This is a genomic window from Microbacterium sp. NPDC055521 (assembly GCF_053619695.1).
Window position 1 is genome coordinate 1 of sequence record NZ_JBSHJX010000007.1, and the last position, 15,292, is coordinate 15,292.

The following is a 15,292-nucleotide window of genomic DNA, read 5'->3' on the forward strand; positions in this document are numbered from 1 at the left end:
CGTCGGGAGCGGCGTTGAAGATCGCGCCGGAGCGGGTGATGAGGTAGACGCCGGCGGTGACCATGGTCGCCGCGTGGATCAGGGCCGAGACCGGGGTCGGGCCCTCCATCGCGTCGCCCAGCCAGGACTGCAGCGGCACCTGCGCGGACTTGCCGCACGCGGCGAGCAGCAGCATCAGGCCGATGGCGGTGAGATGTGTATAAGAGACAGGATGCTCAGCATCCGGCCTCTTCCGTCTCTCCCGGCGCCGCGGGGCGCCGGACGGTTCAGTCGTGCACCCAGACTTCGGTGCCCTTGGTGGCGAACTCCCACACGTAGCGCGCCGCGTCGATGCTCATGTTCACGCAGCCGTGGCTCATCGGCGTGCCGAAGTTGGAGTGCCAGTAGGTGCCGTGCAGCGCCTCATCGCCGTTGTAGTAGGTGATGTAGGGCACCCCCTTGGTGACGTACTTGCTGCCGTCGGCGTTGCTGCCGCGCATGTCCTGCGTGCGCAGCTGAGCGTACACGCGGAAGCGTCCCTTGTCGGTGGGCGTGCCGTTCGTGCCGGTGGAGACCGCCCACGACTTCACGAGCTTCTCGTTCTCGTACAGGTAGGTGCGCTGTTCGCTGAGGTCGACCTCGACGCGCCGGAACAGGCTGGTCGATTCAAACGGGGTCGCGGTGACGGGGAGGGCGAAGGTCGCGTCGCCGCCTCCCAGCTCCTTGGCGAAGTCGGCCGCGGTCTTCGAGGTGTCGCCGAGCACGCGTCCTTCCAGGCCCTCGGTGAGCGCCTTGAGGACCTCGCCGCCCGAGTCGACGATGTTGGTCGCGTTGACGGTGTCGCGGTTCACCTGCCCGGGCAGGGCGTCGACGGCCGGCTGGATCTTCGCCGGATCCGCCGAGATCATCAGTTCGCCCTCGACCGCGTCGATGGTGAGCCACGATGCGACGACCTCCGGTGCCACCGGCACCGTGCGCTCGTCGCCGACGTAGAAGCCCGCCTCGGCCACCATGCCGTTGAGCTTCTCGACGGCGGCGGCGGCCTTGCGGTCGGTGATGAGCGCCGGCACCTCAGCCGGCTCGGCGGAGTAGTCGAACGAGGTCTCACCGGCCGTGACGGCGTCGGTGAACGCCGCGGCGAGATCGTCGACCGACACGCCCGTGCCGGGCTCGGCGGGGGTGGCGGTGTATGCCTGCGCTGTCGGATCGAAGACGACCGTCGCGTCGGTGGCGGGGGTGTAGCTCGACGGGACGGCGGCGCGCAGCGCGCTGTCGGCGGTCTCGGGGTCGAGTGTCACGTCGGCCGTGATCGGCTCGCCCATCCAGGAGCCGAGATTCCACATCGGGCGGTCGGCGAACGCCTGGTCGATCAGGGCGGCGGCATCGACGCCGGCGCCGAGGTCTGCGCCGTCGAGGCGCGTGCCCTCTCCGGCGCCGGTCAGCTGCACCTCGGTGGATGCCACGCGGCTGCTGACCGCCTCGGCCGCCATCCCGGGAGTCATGAAGCCCACCGACACGCCCGCCACAGTGGTGCCCGGTGCGATGAGCATCAGCGAGGCGGCGCCGGCGGCGACTGCGAGGACGCCCGCGCTCAGGCCGATCCACAGTCCGAGTCGACGCTTCTTCGGGGCGGGCTCCATCGGCGCCCACTCCATGGCGGGGGTGTCGGACGACGGCGGCTGAGCCTCCGTCTCGGCGTCTGACGAGACGGCGTTCGACTGGCCTGTGCCGGGTCCGGAGATCAGATCGGTCACGGACTCACCCCCCTAAGTGCTGCGCGACGTGTCTTTTCATGGTACGGGACGGGCGATAACGGAGAGGCAACGGCCGCAGGGGAGGGCACCTGAGACGGTAACGTTTGAATAAAGCGCTGCGTCCGACCTGGGATTCCTCTTGCGCTGACCCGGTTCGTAAGGTGTGCTCACAAATGTGAACTCCTCCATCGATCGCCGGCCGGGCGCACCGGCGCCCGCCATCGTCAGCGGATCGTTCGGCGGTGGCAGAGGACTGCGGGCGACAGGCAAGGTGCTGCCTGAGCACGCGCGGTCGCACAACCGCTCGCTCGTGCTGCAGACGCTGTACCACGGCGGCGAGATGAGCCGTGCCGACCTCTCCCGGGAGACCGGGCTGACCCGCGTCACCATCTCCGACCTGGTGGGGGAGTGCATCGCCGACGGCGTCGTCCGGGAGATCGGCGTGCGCGAGGCGGCGGGCCCCGGCAAGCCGCCGATCGTCATCGACATCGATCGCCACGGTCACCAGATCGTCGGCATCGATCTGTCGGGGGTCGACCGCTTCGAGGGCGCCGTGCTGAACCTCGACGGCGAGGTGCTGCGGCGTCGCACCGTGCCGCTTCCCGCCGACCTGCGTCCCGAGCAGGCCTACGCCGCCGTCGAGCAGCTCGTGCGCGACCTCGTCGCGGATGCGGATCAGCCGGTGCTCGGCATCGGCGTCGGCAGCCCCGGCATCGTGCGCCCCGACGGCACCGTGCTCAACGCTCGAAACCTCGGCTGGATCGACCTCCCGCTCGAGCAGCGGCTGCATGACGAGTTCGCCCTGCCGGTGCTGGTGCGCAACGACGCGAACGCGGCCGTGCTCGCCGAGTACACCTTCGGCGCTGCGCGGTCCGACCTGATGCTCATCCGGATCGGTCGAGGCGTCGGGGCAGGGCTCATCGCCGGCGGCCAGGCGGTGATCGGCGGCCGCTTCGCCGCCGGCGAGATCGGCCACGTCGTCACCGGCACCGACGACGGGCCGCTGTGCGCCTGCGGCAACCACGGATGCCTCGAAGCGTGGGTCAACGGGCCGCACCTGCAGAGCACGATCGACACGGACCCCGCGCGTCGCGCGGAGATCCTCGCCCGGGCCGGCGCTCGTCTGGGCATCGCCCTCGCACCGATCGTCGCCGCGCTCGACCTCTCGCAGGTCGTGCTCGCCGGCCCGCACGAGCTGCTCGCGGGCGACTTCGTCGACGCTGCAACGCGCACCCTGCACGAGCGCACGCTCGACGGCGTGTTCGCCGATGTCGAGATACGGCTCACCCAGCAGGAGGACATCGTGCTCAGAGGCGCTGCGGTGATGGTTCTCTCGGCACAGCTGGGCGTCTCGTGATCGGGTCGAGACGGTGGTCATCGACTCACCGTGCTCGTGCCGCGGATCGAACAGGGCATCGCGCGCGGCTGCGGGGTCGCCGCCGGGTGGCCGTTTCCGCGGAGGCTGCGGCTCGATGAGAGAATCGAGATGCTGCCCGCCGATTCCCCGGTCGTGGCGATCGGCGCTGCGTTGCTGAGCTCTGCGCTCGCCGAGATCGACCCCCTTCGAAGGAGATGCCCGTTCATGGCTGAAGTCGTGATCCTCGAGAACAAGGCCGCCGCAGGTGCGCTTGTCGCGGATGAGATCGTCCGTCTCATCGACGAGGTGAAGAACCCGGTGCTCGGACTCGCGACGGGCTCGACCCCGCTGCCGGTCTACGAAGCGCTGCGCGAGCGCCTGGCCGGGCACGACGTGTCGCACGTGCGCGGCTTCGCTCTCGACGAGTACGTCGGACTCGACGCCGCGCATCCCGAGAGCTATCGCTCGGTGATCACCCGCGAGGTGATCGAGCCGCTCGGGCTCGACCCCGAGCTGATCCGCGTGCCCAACGGCGACCTCGAGACCATCCGCCATGCGGGCGATGACTACGAGCGCGACATCACCGAGGCCGGTGGTGTCGACCTCCAGCTGCTGGGCATCGGCACCGACGGGCACATCGGCTTCAACGAGCCCGGCTCGTCATTCGCCTCGACCACCCGTCTCAAGACGCTCACCGAGCGGACCCGAGAGGACAACGCGCGTTTCTTCGACTCGCGCGACGATGTTCCCCGCCACTGCATCACGCAGGGACTCGGCACCATCCTGCGCGCACGTCACCTCGTGCTGCTGGCCTTCGGCGAGTCGAAGGCCCGAGCCGTCGCCGCCGCTCTCGAGGGGCCGGTCAGCGCGATCCTGCCGGCATCGGCCATCCAGCTGCACCCGCATGTGACCGTCGTGCTCGACGAGGCTGCCGCCTCGAAGCTCGCGCTGACCGACTACTACCGGTACAGCTACGACAACAAGCCGTCCTGGCAGGGCATCTGACCCGGGGCTGCCGCCGATCGCCGGGTCACGACCAGGCGATCGGCAGCAGGTGCTCGGTGCTGAGCGGCGCGAGCGGAACGCTCGTCCAGTCGCCCCGCTCGAGCCAGCGCAGCTCCGCGAGCTCGGCCTGCACGATCACGTCGTCCGGTCGGGCACGCAGCGCGAACGCGTCGGCGATCACACGGTGATCAGGCTCGTTCGCGGCCGCGGAGACGAACGTCCCCAGCGGGGTGAGGTCGGCCTCACCCACGCGCAGCGAGAGCTCCTCATCCAGTTCTCGAATCAGCGTCTGGGCGGCGCTCTCGCCGGCTTCCGGCTTGCCGCCCGGCTGCATGAACCTCGTGGTGCCGTGCTTGCGCACGACGAGGGCTCGGCCGCGGTCATCGACGATCACAGCGGCGCTGACCCGGATGTCAGGCATCCGCGAACACCTTGCCGGGGTTGAGGATGCCCTGCGGGTCGAACACGCGCAGGATCTGCTGCTGGATCTGCCACTGATCGTCGCCGAGCTCCTCGGCGAGCCAGCGGCTCTTCAGGATCCCGACCCCGTGCTCGCCCGTGAGCGTGCCGCCGAGGCGGATCGCGGCACGGAACAGCTCGCCGGCCGCCGCCCAGATGCGCGGCGGCACGGTGTCGCCCTGGAAGATGAAATTCGGATGCAGGTTGCCGTCTCCGGCATGCGCGACGGTGGGGATGCTGACGCCGAACTCCTGTTCGATGCGGGCGATCTCGTCGAACATCGCCGCCATCGCGCTGCGGGGCACGGCGACGTCCTCGATCAGGGTGGTGCCGAGGGACGCCATGGCCGGATGCATCGAGCGGCGCACCGCGAGAAGCCGTTCCCCCTCGCTCGGGTCGTCGGAGAGCACCACCGCACCACCGGCCTCGCGCAGCACGCTCGCGATGCGCTCGGCCTCGGCGCGCGCTGCAGGGCCGTCGGTCTGGATCGTCAGCTGCGCGGCACCGGACACGGGTGCGGGCAATCGCAGCAGAGCGTGCACGGCCGCAAGGGACGCGGCATCCATCAGCTCCATGATCGCCGGCTGCACACCCGCGGCGGTGACGGCGGCAGAGCCCGCGGCGGCGTCGCGCACGGTGGGGAACGACGCGGTGATCGTGCACACCGTGCCCACCACGAGCCGACGCAGCTTCAGAGTGGCGCCGACGATGACGCCGAGTCTGCCCTCCGAGCCGATCACGAGCGAGGTGAGGTCCAGCCCGGTGACGCCCTTCACCGTGCGGTGCCCCAGCCGGAGCAGCCGGCCGTCGGCGAGCACGATGTCGACGCCCAGCACGGCATCGCGGACCACGCCGTACTTCGCGCAGAGAAGCCCGCCCGCGCCGGTCGCGATGTTGCCGCCGACCGTCGAGATCTCGCGACTGGCGGGGTCCGGCGGCCACCACAGGTCGTGGGTGGCCAGCTGTGCGTTCAGGTCGGCGTTCAGGATGCCCGGTTCGACCACGGCGAGCAGATCGTCGGGGCGCACCTCGACGATGCGGTCCATCCGCACGGTCGACAGCACGATCTCTCCCGGGCCGGCGTTCGCCGCACCGGCGAGCCCGGTTCCCGCGCCGCGCACCACCACGGGGGTGCTCGTGGCCGACGCGATGCGCATGACGCGCTGCACGTCGTCGACCGAGCGGGCGTGCACGACGGCGATCGGCGCGCCCGACGAGCGGTGTCCGCTGCGGTCCGCGCGGGCGTCGTCGAGGGCGGGAGCGGAGGTGTCGACGATGTCACCGAGCTCGCGGGTGAGGCGCTCGAGAACGGTCATGCTCGTGCTTGCTGCACGACGATCAGCCCAGCGCTCGTCGACCGGCGATGATGCCCGAGGTGACGGCGACGACCGCGAACGCGATCCCCGCCCAGGCCTGACCCATCGACCACCACGCCAGCGTGACCCCGACGTAGATGAAGACCTCGACCAGTGCGCGCAGGAACGGGTGCAGGCGCAGCACAGGACGCGGCGAGAGGAAGAGCGCCCAGATCAGCAGGGTGGCCACCGGCGCCCCGATGCCCACGACGATGTTCCACGGCAGGGGCCACGCGCCGAAGCCCCACAGCGCGAGAGAGACGAGAGCGGCGATCAGCACCAGAACGCGGACGATGTCGAGAGCGGTGATCGCCGGACGGTGGACGCCCGGCTCGGCGGCGGAGTTCTGGGACATGATCCCAGTCTATTCGGCGGTCCCCGAGAGCGGATTCTCGCCGGCCGGTGCCACTTCGTCCCGGGGGAGGGCCGGGTCATCGCCACGGACGGCCTGATTAGCCGGCGCCGTTCCGCCGGAGTTCTCGTCGCCGGTCGCCGGCTCATCACCGGTGACCGGTCCGTCGCCTGTTGCCGAGCCGTCGCCTGCTGCCGGACCGTCGCCAGCTGCCGAGTCGTCGCCCGGTGCTGACTCGTCGCCCGGTGCTGACCCGTCGCCCGGGGTGGGCGTCGGATCGGGTGTCGGAGTCGGATCCGGTGTCGGCGTCGGGGTGGGCTTCGGCGTCGGGGTGGGCTCGGGCGCGGGGGTCGGCGTCGGATCGGGTTGAGGCGACGGCGACACGGTCGGGGTCGCCGCGGGCGTGACCGGCTCCGCGGCCGCCACCGGCGCCGGAGCGACAGCACGCGGCACCGTCGGGGCATGAGGGATGGGCGCAGGGGGAGTACGCGGTGCGGGGCGGGACCGCTCCTCATCGAGGCGCATCATCGTCGACTGATCGGCGTTCATGGATTCGTCGGGCTCGACCGCGGACGCGATCGACGACGAGGCCGGGTCGGCGGCATTCGGTCGTGAGGTCGAGGGGGCGCCCGAGATCAAGGTCGGCACCACGGCCGCGGCGGCGACGACTCCCGCCACCAGCAGGGCCACCGACCCCGCTCCGATGACGGCCCCGATGCCGAGAACGGAACCCGACGCGCCGACGTGCGCCGCTGCCGCGCCGTCCGGCGTCACCTCATCGGATGCCGCGGCGGTGCCGTCGATGACGCTGCGCGGCATGGCGGCCGGCGCCGACGGCCGCATGCCCGATCGATCGGAACCGGAGCGGATCGAAGCGAGGTACGCGCTGCCGGCGGTGAGGCCGAGCACCAGCGGAAGCAGCACGAGCGGCAGGTGATCGGCGACGTGCTGCGCTTGCGTCGCCACGATCGAGCAGCGCGAGCACGATTCGAGGTGATCGTCGACGCGGCGCTGGGCGCGGGCGCTGAGATTGCCGCGTGCGTGAGCGCCGAGGTTCTCGATCGTCCAATGGCAGTCGGAGCCCTGTCCGGCGCTGCGCAGATGCGCCTGGAACCAGGCCTCGCGCAGCCCGTCGCGGGCGCGGAAGCTCAGTTGAGCGACGGCACCGGCGCCCATCCCGAGCAGCGGCGCGATGTCGGACGGCGTCATCCGCTCGATCTCGGTGTACCAGAGCACCTCCTGCCAGCGCCCCGGCAGCGAGCGGAACGCCTGCGCGATCAGCCTGCGGTCGAGCGTCTCGTCGGCCGATCCCGCGACGGGCCCGGCACCCGAGCTCATCTCCATGTCGTCGGCGGTCGCGTCGTGGTGCTCCGCGGCCCACGCCGCCGCCGTGTTGCGGATGCTCGTGAACAGGTACGCGCGGAACGAGCCGTTGGGTCCGCCGCCCTTGAGAATGGCCTGGTGGATGCGGGAGTAGGCCTCTTCCACGAGGTCGTCCGGGTCGATCGATGCGGACACAGAGCGGGCGACCGCCATACCGGAGGCGTGGTGGCGGCGCCACAGCTCGCGGAAGGCCTCGGCATCTCCCGATCTGGTGTGCAGCACGAGGTCGACGTCGGCCACCGCCTGCATGCTCGTGTCACGGCTCGCCATCGTCTGTCCTCCCCCCACCCCGGATCGGTCCCACAAGAACGGACGCGTGGGTGTCGCCTGGTCACGCGTCCTCGTTCATTCTGACCCCAAACGCGCTCCCAGACCACCCCTGTGGAGAACCTGCAAGAGCGCTCCCACGGATCGCAGACGCCGTTTTGTCGCGACCGCCCAACGAACGCGCTCGCCGCTGCGGCCGGGGAGGCCCCGCTGCTCACCGGCGTGCGGCGTCTCCGACCCAGACGCGCGCCACGTCGTACCGTGCACTCAGCAGCACGGCATCCGCGACCATTCCCGGGCGCAGCGCACCCAGCGACCCGCCGTGGCCGACCGCTCGCGCGGGCGTGGCGGTGAGCGCCTGGACGGCGTCGCCCAGGGGAACCCCCGCCTCCACCGCGCGGCGGAGCGCGACGTCCTGGGTGAGCGTCGACCCGGCGATCGAGCCGGTGCCGTCGGTGCGCGCCATGCCGTCCTTCACGGTGACCTTCACGGCGCCGAGGTCGTAGTGCCCGTCGGCGCTGCCGGCCGCGGCCATGGCATCCGTGATCAGAGCGACACGTCCCGGCGCGATGTCGAACAGCATCTTGATGACCGCCGGCGCCAGGTGGAAGTTGTCGGCGATGCCCTCGAGCACGACCCGGTGGTCGGCCGCGGCGGTCAGCACCGGTCCCGGTGCGCGGTGGTGGATGCCGTTCATCGCGTTGAACGCGTGGGTGAGGATCGTCGCCCCGGCATCGAACGCCTGGCGTGCGATCTCGGCGTCGGCGTCGGTGTGCCCGACGGTCGCCGCGGCTCCCGCGGCGACGACGAGGCGCACCGCCTCGAGCCCGCCGGGCAGCTCGGGGGCGATGGTCACCTGCCTGACGGTGCCGCGGCCGGCCTCGAGCAGTCGGGTCACCTCGGCCGACTGCGGATGCCGCAGCAGCGACGGCTCGTGCGCCCCCTGATGTCCGGGATCGAGGAAGGGGCCCTCGAGATGGCTGCCGAGGATGTCGTCGTCCGTCTCGACGAGGTCGGCGATCGACGCCACCTGGGCGGCCAGGTCGTCGACCGCCGCTGTGACGAGCGAGATCACCGCGCGCGTGGTGCCGTGGCTGCGATGCATGGCGCGGCCACGGCGGATGGCCTCGATGCCGTCGTCGTACGCGACGCCGGCGCCGCCGTGCCCGTGGATGTCGATGAAGCCGGGCGTGAGCACGGCATCCGGTCCCGCGACGGCGGTCGCGTCGATCACGTCGTCGGCGGGCGCCCAGTCGTCGCCGGTGCCGCGCGCCGCGACCCGGCCCTGCTCGAAGCGCACCCAGCCATCGTCGGTGATGCTGCCGTCGCCGTCGACGATCCGCGCGGAATGCACGACGCGGGACCCGCGGAAGTCGGTGGTGATCGCGTGCTCCAGGGTCATCGTCTGCTCCAGAATCTGTGGGGTGCCCGGCCGCCGGTGTCGCGGATGCCCGGGAAGGACCATGAATCGAATGTATCCCGGCCGGGGAATGTGACGCGGCAGACGCCGATGCGCTGGGGTCCGGCGAGGTCGATCCGCTAAGCTTCTTGCGTCGCGACTGGCGTCTGGGTGGGTCACCACCGGGGAGCGGCCTCATAGGAATCGACCGCGCGCCTGGGCCGATGAGGAACACCCCTAATTCCCGTGTGAACAGGAGACCGTCATGACCGACCGCTACTTCAACGCCCCGCTCGCCGAGGTCGACCCCGAGATCGCCGAGGTCCTCGATCGCGAGCTGAAGCGCCAGCAGACCTTCCTCGAGATGATCGCATCCGAGAACTTCGTGCCGGTGTCGGTGCTGCAGTCGCAGGGGTCGGTGCTCACCAACAAGTACGCCGAGGGCTACCCGGGTCGTCGCTACTACGGCGGCTGCGAAGAGGTCGACGTGGCTGAAGAACTCGCGATCGCGCGCGCCAAAGAGCTCTTCGGCGCGGAGTTCGCCAACGTGCAGCCGCATTCCGGCGCCACCGCGAACGCCGCCGTGCTGCATGCGATCGCCCGCCCCGGCGACACGCTGCTCGGCCTCTCGCTCGACCAGGGCGGTCACCTGACCCACGGCATGAAGATCAACTTCTCGGGCCGGCTGTACGACATCGTCGCCTACGGCGTGAACCCCGAGACCTCGACGATCGACATGGACGAGGTGCGCCGCCTGGCCCTCGAGCACAAGCCGAAGGTCATCATCGCCGGCTGGTCGGCCTACCCGCGCACCCTCGACTTCGAGGCGTTCCGCGCGATCGCCGACGAGGTCGGCGCCCTGCTCTGGGTCGACATGGCGCACTTCGCCGGTCTCGTCGCCGCCGGCCTGCACCCGAACCCGGTGCCGCACGCGCACGTCGTGTCGTCGACCGTGCACAAGACCATCGGCGGACCCCGCTCGGGCTTCATCCTCACCAACGACGCCGACATCGCGAAGAAGATCAACTCGGCCGTGTTCCCCGGTCAACAGGGCGGCCCGCTCATGCACGTGATCGCCGCCAAGGCGACCGCGTTCAAGATCGCCGGCACCCCGGAGTTCAAGGAGCGTCAGGAGCGCGTGCTTCGCGGCGCCGCGATCATCGCCGAGCGCCTCTCGCAGCAGGACGTGAAGGACGCCGGCATCGCGGTGCGCTCGGGCGGCACCGACGTGCACCTCGTGCTCGTCGACCTGCGTGACGCCGAGATCGACGGCAAGCAGGCCGAGGACCTGCTGCACGAGATCCACATCACCGTGAACCGCAACGCGGTGCCCGACGACCCGCGTCCGCCGATGATCACCTCGGGCCTGCGCATCGGCACCCCCGCGCTCGCGACGCGCGGCTTCGGCGACGCCGAGTTCACCGAGGTCGCCGACGTGATCGCCCTGGCACTGCAGCCGGGCGCCGACGTCGAGGCGCTGCGCGCCCGCGTCGACGCCCTCGCCGGTGCTTTCCCGCTGTACCCCGACCTGCAGCAGTAGGCACGCCCTCTCCTCGTTCTCGTCCTCCTCGTCGAGAAAGAAAGCAGACATGACCGCGAAGATCCTCGACGGGAAGACGGCCGCGGCCGCCATCAGGGCCGAGCTGACCGAGCGTGTGGCGGCACTGCGCGAGCGTGGCGTCGTGCCCGGCATCGCGACGGTGCTGGTCGGCGCCGACCCGGCCTCGCAGCTGTATGTCGGCATGAAGCACAAGCAGTCCTCAGGCATCGGGATGAACTCGATCCAGCGCGAGCTGCCGGCGGATGCCACGCAGGCCGAGGTCGAGGCGCTGATCGACGAGCTCAACGCCGACGACAGCTGCCACGGGTACATCGTGCAGCTGCCGCTGCCGAAGCATCTCGACACCGACGCGATCCTCGAGCGCATCGACCCGGCGAAGGATGCCGACGGCCTGCACCCGACCAATCTCGGACGGCTCGTGCTCAACGTCAACGGACCGATCCACACCCCGCTGCCGTGCACGCCGCGCGGCGTGATCGAGCTGCTGCTGCGCAACGACTACGACCTGAGCGGCAAGCACGTGGTCGTCGTCGGACGCGGCGTGACGATCGGACGCCCGATGGGGCTGCTGCTCACCCGCCGCGCGATCAACGCCACGGTCACGCAGGTGCACACCGGCACGCCCGACATGTCGCCGTACCTGCGCCAGGCCGACGTGATCGTCGCCGGTGCGGGGGTCAAGCACCTCATCAGGCCGGAGGATGTGAAGCCGGGCGCCGCCGTGCTCGACGTCGGCGTCACCCGCGAGGACGACCCCGAGACGGGCAGGTCGAAGGTCTACGGCGACGTGCACCCCGACGTCGCCGAGGTCGCCGGCTTCCTCTCACCGAACCCCGGTGGCGTCGGCCCGATGACGGTCGCGCTGCTCATGACGAACGTCGTCGAGGCCGCGGAGCGCGCCGCCGGCTGATCCGGCGACGCAGGGTCGGGGTCAGGCGGTCGCTGCGAGACGGCCGCGGATGCCGCTGATCCGCGCGTACTCGTCGAAGTCGAAGGTCGCCGTTCCCGTGGCATCCGTCACCTCGGCCGCCGAGAACGCGTCGTCGGCCCACACCAGCCGCCACCCGGCGAGGCGGGCGAGATCCCACACCGACGACCGCGGGTCGCTCAGCTCGAGATCCCCGATCACACGGGGGAGCGCGGCGAGAGCCGCGGCGACGGTGAGCGGCGGCAGCGGCACATCGAGCAGCAGAACGGCTCTGGACCCGCCCCCGAACGGCGCGGAGTAGTACGGTGAGCGGCCCGTGATCTCGACCGCGGCCCCGCCGATGGCGTGCGCGACGTCGGCGATCCACGCATCGACGTCTTCGCCGACGTCGTCGGGGAACGGCACCTCGGCCCGGGTCAGCTCAGCGATGCCGTGCTGCTCGCCGTACCCGCGCAGCGGATCGGTGATGCCGCTGCGGTCGCCTTGCGGCAGCGCCCACGACCACATCAGCGTGCGCGGCCCCGGCGCGATCGACACGAGCAGGTGCGGCACAGCCTGGAGGGTGCGCGCCGGCTCGTCGTGCGCGGTGAACGCGAACGTGCCGGCGGAGAGATCGGCATCCCAGCGGTGCTCACCCAGTGACTCGGTCGCCGAGGCGAGCTGATCCTGCCGGAGGGCGGTGAACAGGGCGGCGCGGTCGGCCAGCGCGCGAAGCGTCTCGAAGCTCATCGCACCAGTCTGACGGCGGATGCTATGACCCGCCGAAAGGTCTTCTGCGAGGTGGCTATGGTCGAAGACAGGAGCGATCCCGAAACGAAGGAGTTTCCGCCATGCCCACGACGCAGGCAAGACCCGAGAAGCGCAGCATCATGCGCCCCGTGAACAGGTTCCTCGAGAGGTGGGTGCCCTCGGCGCTGACCTTCGCGATCGTGCTGACGCTGATCGTCGCGGTGCTGGCGATGACGCTCACGCAGACCAGTCCGGTCGACGTGGTGAAGGGCTGGGGTGACGGGCTGGCGGGTCTGCTGGCCTTCATGACCCAGATGTGCCTGATCCTGCTGCTGGGGTACATGCTCGCCAACACCCGCCCGGTGCAGAAGCTGCTGCGCGCGCTCGCCCGCGTGCCCGGCACCGCCGCGATGGCGTACGTCTTCGTGTTCGTCGTCGCCGCGGTGGCGAGTCTGATCACCTGGGGCCTCGGACTGATCGTGGGCACGCTGCTCGCCCGCGAGATCGCCGTGCAGGCGCGTGAGCGGGGCATGAAGGTGCACTTCCCGCTGCTGGTCGCGGCCGGCTACTCGGGCTTCGTCGTCTGGCACATGGGGTACTCGGGGTCGGGCCCGCTGACGGCAGCGACCCCCGGATCGTTCCTGGAGTCGAGCCTCGGGGGAGAGGTGATCCCGGTCTCGCAGACGACCTTCTCGATCTGGAACATGCTGGCCGCGCTCGGCGTGATCGTCGTGTGCGGGCTGCTGTTCTTCGTCATCCGGCCGCGCACGGGCGACCCGGTGTACGAGCTGCCGGTGCACGTCGGCTCGGAGGCGGCCGACGAGATCGACGACGAGATCGTGACCCCCGCCGACCGCATCGACGCGTCGCGCATCCTGACGCTCGTGCTGGGACTCGCCCTCGTCTCCTATCTGATCGTGCACTTCGTACAGGGCGGCACTCTGACGCTCGACATCGTGAACTGGTCGTTCCTCGCGCTGATCCTGCTGCTGGTGCGCAACCCGTTCGAGCTCATCCACCTCACGAAGCGGGCGGCCTCGAACGTGGGTGAGATCCTGCTGCAGTTCCCGCTGTACGCCGGCATCCTCGGGATCATGGCGAGCTCGGGCCTCATCAAGCTGTTCTCGGATGCCTTCGTCTCGATCGCCACGCCGACCACCTTCGGCGTGCTCGCGCTGCTCTCGGCCGGCATCGTGAACTTCTTCGTGCCGTCGGGCGGCGGGCAGTTCGCCGTGCAGGGCCCGATCATGCTCGACGCGGCGAACCAGCTCGGTGTCGACCCGTCGATCGCGATCATGGCGGTGGCGTACGGCGACCAGTGGACGAACATGATCCAGCCGTTCTGGGCGCTGCCGGTGCTCGCCATCGCGGGGCTGAAGATGCGCGACATCCTCGGGTACACGTTCGTGACGCTGCTCGGCTCGGGCGTCGTGATGGCCGCCGCGCTGCTGCTCGTCAGCCTCTGACCCGCCGTGAGGCGGCGGCCGCGGGCTCAGCCCCGCAGAGTCGCCGCCTCGACGCGGCCCATCCGCCACACGCTCGGCACGGCGACCGTCGCCAGCGCGATCGCGGCGTACAGGATGCCCGAGGTGATCAGCACGGTCGCGGGGTCGGCGTGCGTGATCAGCCAGCCGTAGACGAGCGTGCCGATCGGCATGACGACGAAGCTGCCGAGCATGTCGTAGCTCGAGACGCGACTGAGCTTGTCGAGCGGGATGTTCTCCATCATCGCGACGTTCCACCCCGTGCTGAAGACCTCGGCCCCGGCGCCGGCGAGGAATGCCGCGATCGCGACGAGCACGACCGCCGGATGTACGCCCAGCATCGTCAGCGGGATCGCGAACAGGCTCATGCCCACCATCCCGAAGCGCAGCGGTCGCCTCAACGGGAACCACAGCAGCACCAGGGTCATCAGCAGCACGCCGACGCCCTCCGCGCTGACCACCCAGCCCCAGCCGGCGATGCCGAGTCGCTCGTCGTTCTTCGCGATGTAGGGTCCGACGACACCCCACGCACCGACGTGGATGGCGTTCATGATCATGAACGCGAGCACGACGGCGACCAGCCACGACCGGCTCCAGAACTCCGTCCACCCCTCGCGCAGGTCGGCGAACAGCGAGAACCCGCCGTCGCCGACCGGCGGCGGCAGCCGCACCAGAGCCAGGATCGGGATGGCGAGCAGCCAGCCCGCCATCTGCGCGAGCATCGCCCAGGCGGGGCCGACCGTGGTCACCAGGATCCCGGCGATCACCGGCCCGCCGATCGTGACGGCCGAGCGCACGAACGAGAGCATGGCGTTCGCCTGCTGCAGGTTCTCGGGGCTGGTCAGCTGCGGGATGATGCCCTGCATCGCCGGCATCACGAACGCAGTCGAGGCGCCGTTCACCGCCGCGAGCGCGGCGACCGCGGGGATGCTCGCGGTGCCGGTGAACAGCAGCACGGCGATCGTGCCGATCGAGAGGATGTCGAGCACGTAGCAGACCTGGATCACCAGCGCCCGGGGGAGCCGGTCGGCCACCACCCCGCCGAACAGCAGGAAGACGACGTTCGCCACGGTGAACGCGGTGAGCACGAGCGACAGGCTGAGCGGATCGTTGTCGATCTCGAGCACGGCGAAGGCGAGGGCGATCGACGACATCGACCCGGTCACCATCGTGATAGCCCTCGCGAGGAAGAACCAGCGGAAGTTGCGGTCCGTCATCGCCGCGAGCCCGCGGCTCACCAGGGTCGCCGATTCTGCATCCGTTCATCCTGACACGGGCGG

At 70.5% G+C, this 15,292-nt stretch carries 13 protein-coding genes, 1 pseudogene and 1 riboswitch; of the genes and pseudogenes, 5 read left to right on the forward strand and 9 right to left on the reverse strand.

Annotation, left to right across the window (positions count from 1 at the left end):
• Together ACWGSM_RS08470 and ACWGSM_RS08475 are read right to left on the reverse strand one after the other, a co-directional pair.
• Window positions 1-193 (reverse strand): annotated as a pseudogene (locus tag ACWGSM_RS08470) (proton-conducting transporter transmembrane domain-containing protein); the annotation flags it as partial.
• Window positions 194-266: 73 nt separating this feature from the next.
• A complete protein-coding gene (locus tag ACWGSM_RS08475; protein ID WP_452322483.1) occupies window positions 267-1,733 on the reverse strand; it encodes a L,D-transpeptidase in 1,467 nt (488 codons plus the stop codon).
• A 175-nt stretch (window positions 1,734-1,908) separates the two neighbouring features.
• On the opposite strand from ACWGSM_RS08475, the gene ACWGSM_RS08480 reads away from it, so the two are divergent.
• Both ACWGSM_RS08480 and ACWGSM_RS08485 read left to right on the forward strand, forming a co-directional pair.
• On the forward strand, window positions 1,909-3,090 hold the full coding sequence (locus ACWGSM_RS08480) for an ROK family protein (protein WP_452322484.1): 1,182 nt from the start codon (window positions 1,909-1,911) through the stop codon (window positions 3,088-3,090).
• 225 nt (window positions 3,091-3,315) lie between these two features.
• Window positions 3,316-4,095, forward strand: a complete 780-nt coding sequence (locus tag ACWGSM_RS08485) for a glucosamine-6-phosphate deaminase (RefSeq protein WP_452322485.1) — start codon at window positions 3,316-3,318, stop codon at window positions 4,093-4,095.
• 25 nt (window positions 4,096-4,120) lie between these two features.
• Here ACWGSM_RS08485 and ACWGSM_RS08490 read toward each other — a convergent pair whose 3' ends face one another.
• The 5 genes from ACWGSM_RS08490 to ACWGSM_RS08510 all read right to left on the reverse strand — a co-directional run bounded on the left by ACWGSM_RS08490 (window position 4,121) and on the right by ACWGSM_RS08510 (window position 9,313).
• Window positions 4,121-4,516, reverse strand: a complete 396-nt coding sequence (locus ACWGSM_RS08490; RefSeq protein WP_313357688.1) for an NUDIX hydrolase — start codon at window positions 4,514-4,516, stop codon at window positions 4,121-4,123.
• Complete coding sequence (locus tag ACWGSM_RS08495; RefSeq protein WP_452322486.1) at window positions 4,509-5,870, reverse strand: FAD-binding oxidoreductase; 1,362 nt, start codon at window positions 5,868-5,870, stop codon at window positions 4,509-4,511. The genes ACWGSM_RS08490 and ACWGSM_RS08495 overlap by 8 nt, the downstream gene beginning before the upstream one ends.
• A 22-nt stretch (window positions 5,871-5,892) precedes the next feature.
• Window positions 5,893-6,264 (reverse strand): YrdB family protein, encoded by a 372-nt coding sequence (locus ACWGSM_RS08500; protein ID WP_452322487.1) that lies wholly within the window; start codon window positions 6,262-6,264, stop codon window positions 5,893-5,895.
• Between the two features lie 9 nt (window positions 6,265-6,273).
• Window positions 6,274-7,914 (reverse strand): sigma-70 family RNA polymerase sigma factor, encoded by a 1,641-nt coding sequence (locus tag ACWGSM_RS08505; protein ID WP_452322488.1) that lies wholly within the window; start codon window positions 7,912-7,914, stop codon window positions 6,274-6,276.
• Window positions 7,915-8,125: 211 nt separating this feature from the next.
• Window positions 8,126-9,313 (reverse strand): N-acetylglucosamine-6-phosphate deacetylase, encoded by a 1,188-nt coding sequence (locus ACWGSM_RS08510; protein ID WP_452322489.1) that lies wholly within the window; start codon window positions 9,311-9,313, stop codon window positions 8,126-8,128.
• Between the two features lie 143 nt (window positions 9,314-9,456).
• A riboswitch (ZMP/ZTP riboswitch) is annotated at window positions 9,457-9,539 on the forward strand.
• 36 nt (window positions 9,540-9,575) lie between these two features.
• On the opposite strand from ACWGSM_RS08510, the gene glyA reads away from it, so the two are divergent.
• Window positions 9,576-10,850, forward strand: a complete 1,275-nt coding sequence (gene glyA / locus ACWGSM_RS08515) for a serine hydroxymethyltransferase (RefSeq protein WP_452322490.1) — start codon at window positions 9,576-9,578, stop codon at window positions 10,848-10,850.
• 49 nt (window positions 10,851-10,899) lie between these two features.
• Window positions 10,900-11,781, forward strand: a complete 882-nt coding sequence (locus ACWGSM_RS08520; RefSeq protein ID WP_452322491.1) for a bifunctional methylenetetrahydrofolate dehydrogenase/methenyltetrahydrofolate cyclohydrolase — start codon at window positions 10,900-10,902, stop codon at window positions 11,779-11,781.
• A gap of 21 nt (window positions 11,782-11,802) precedes the next feature.
• Here the strand turns inward: ACWGSM_RS08520 and ACWGSM_RS08525 are convergent, their stop codons facing one another.
• Window positions 11,803-12,528, reverse strand: a complete 726-nt coding sequence (locus ACWGSM_RS08525; RefSeq protein ID WP_452322492.1) for a DUF6882 domain-containing protein — start codon at window positions 12,526-12,528, stop codon at window positions 11,803-11,805.
• A gap of 101 nt (window positions 12,529-12,629) precedes the next feature.
• On the opposite strand from ACWGSM_RS08525, the gene ACWGSM_RS08530 reads away from it, so the two are divergent.
• Window positions 12,630-13,994 (forward strand): short-chain fatty acid transporter, encoded by a 1,365-nt coding sequence (locus ACWGSM_RS08530; RefSeq protein ID WP_452322493.1) that lies wholly within the window; start codon window positions 12,630-12,632, stop codon window positions 13,992-13,994.
• Window positions 13,995-14,020: 26 nt separating this feature from the next.
• Here the strand turns inward: ACWGSM_RS08530 and ACWGSM_RS08535 are convergent, their stop codons facing one another.
• Window positions 14,021-15,250 (reverse strand): MFS transporter, encoded by a 1,230-nt coding sequence (locus tag ACWGSM_RS08535; protein ID WP_452322494.1) that lies wholly within the window; start codon window positions 15,248-15,250, stop codon window positions 14,021-14,023.
• Between the last annotated feature and the right edge of the window lie 42 nt (window positions 15,251-15,292).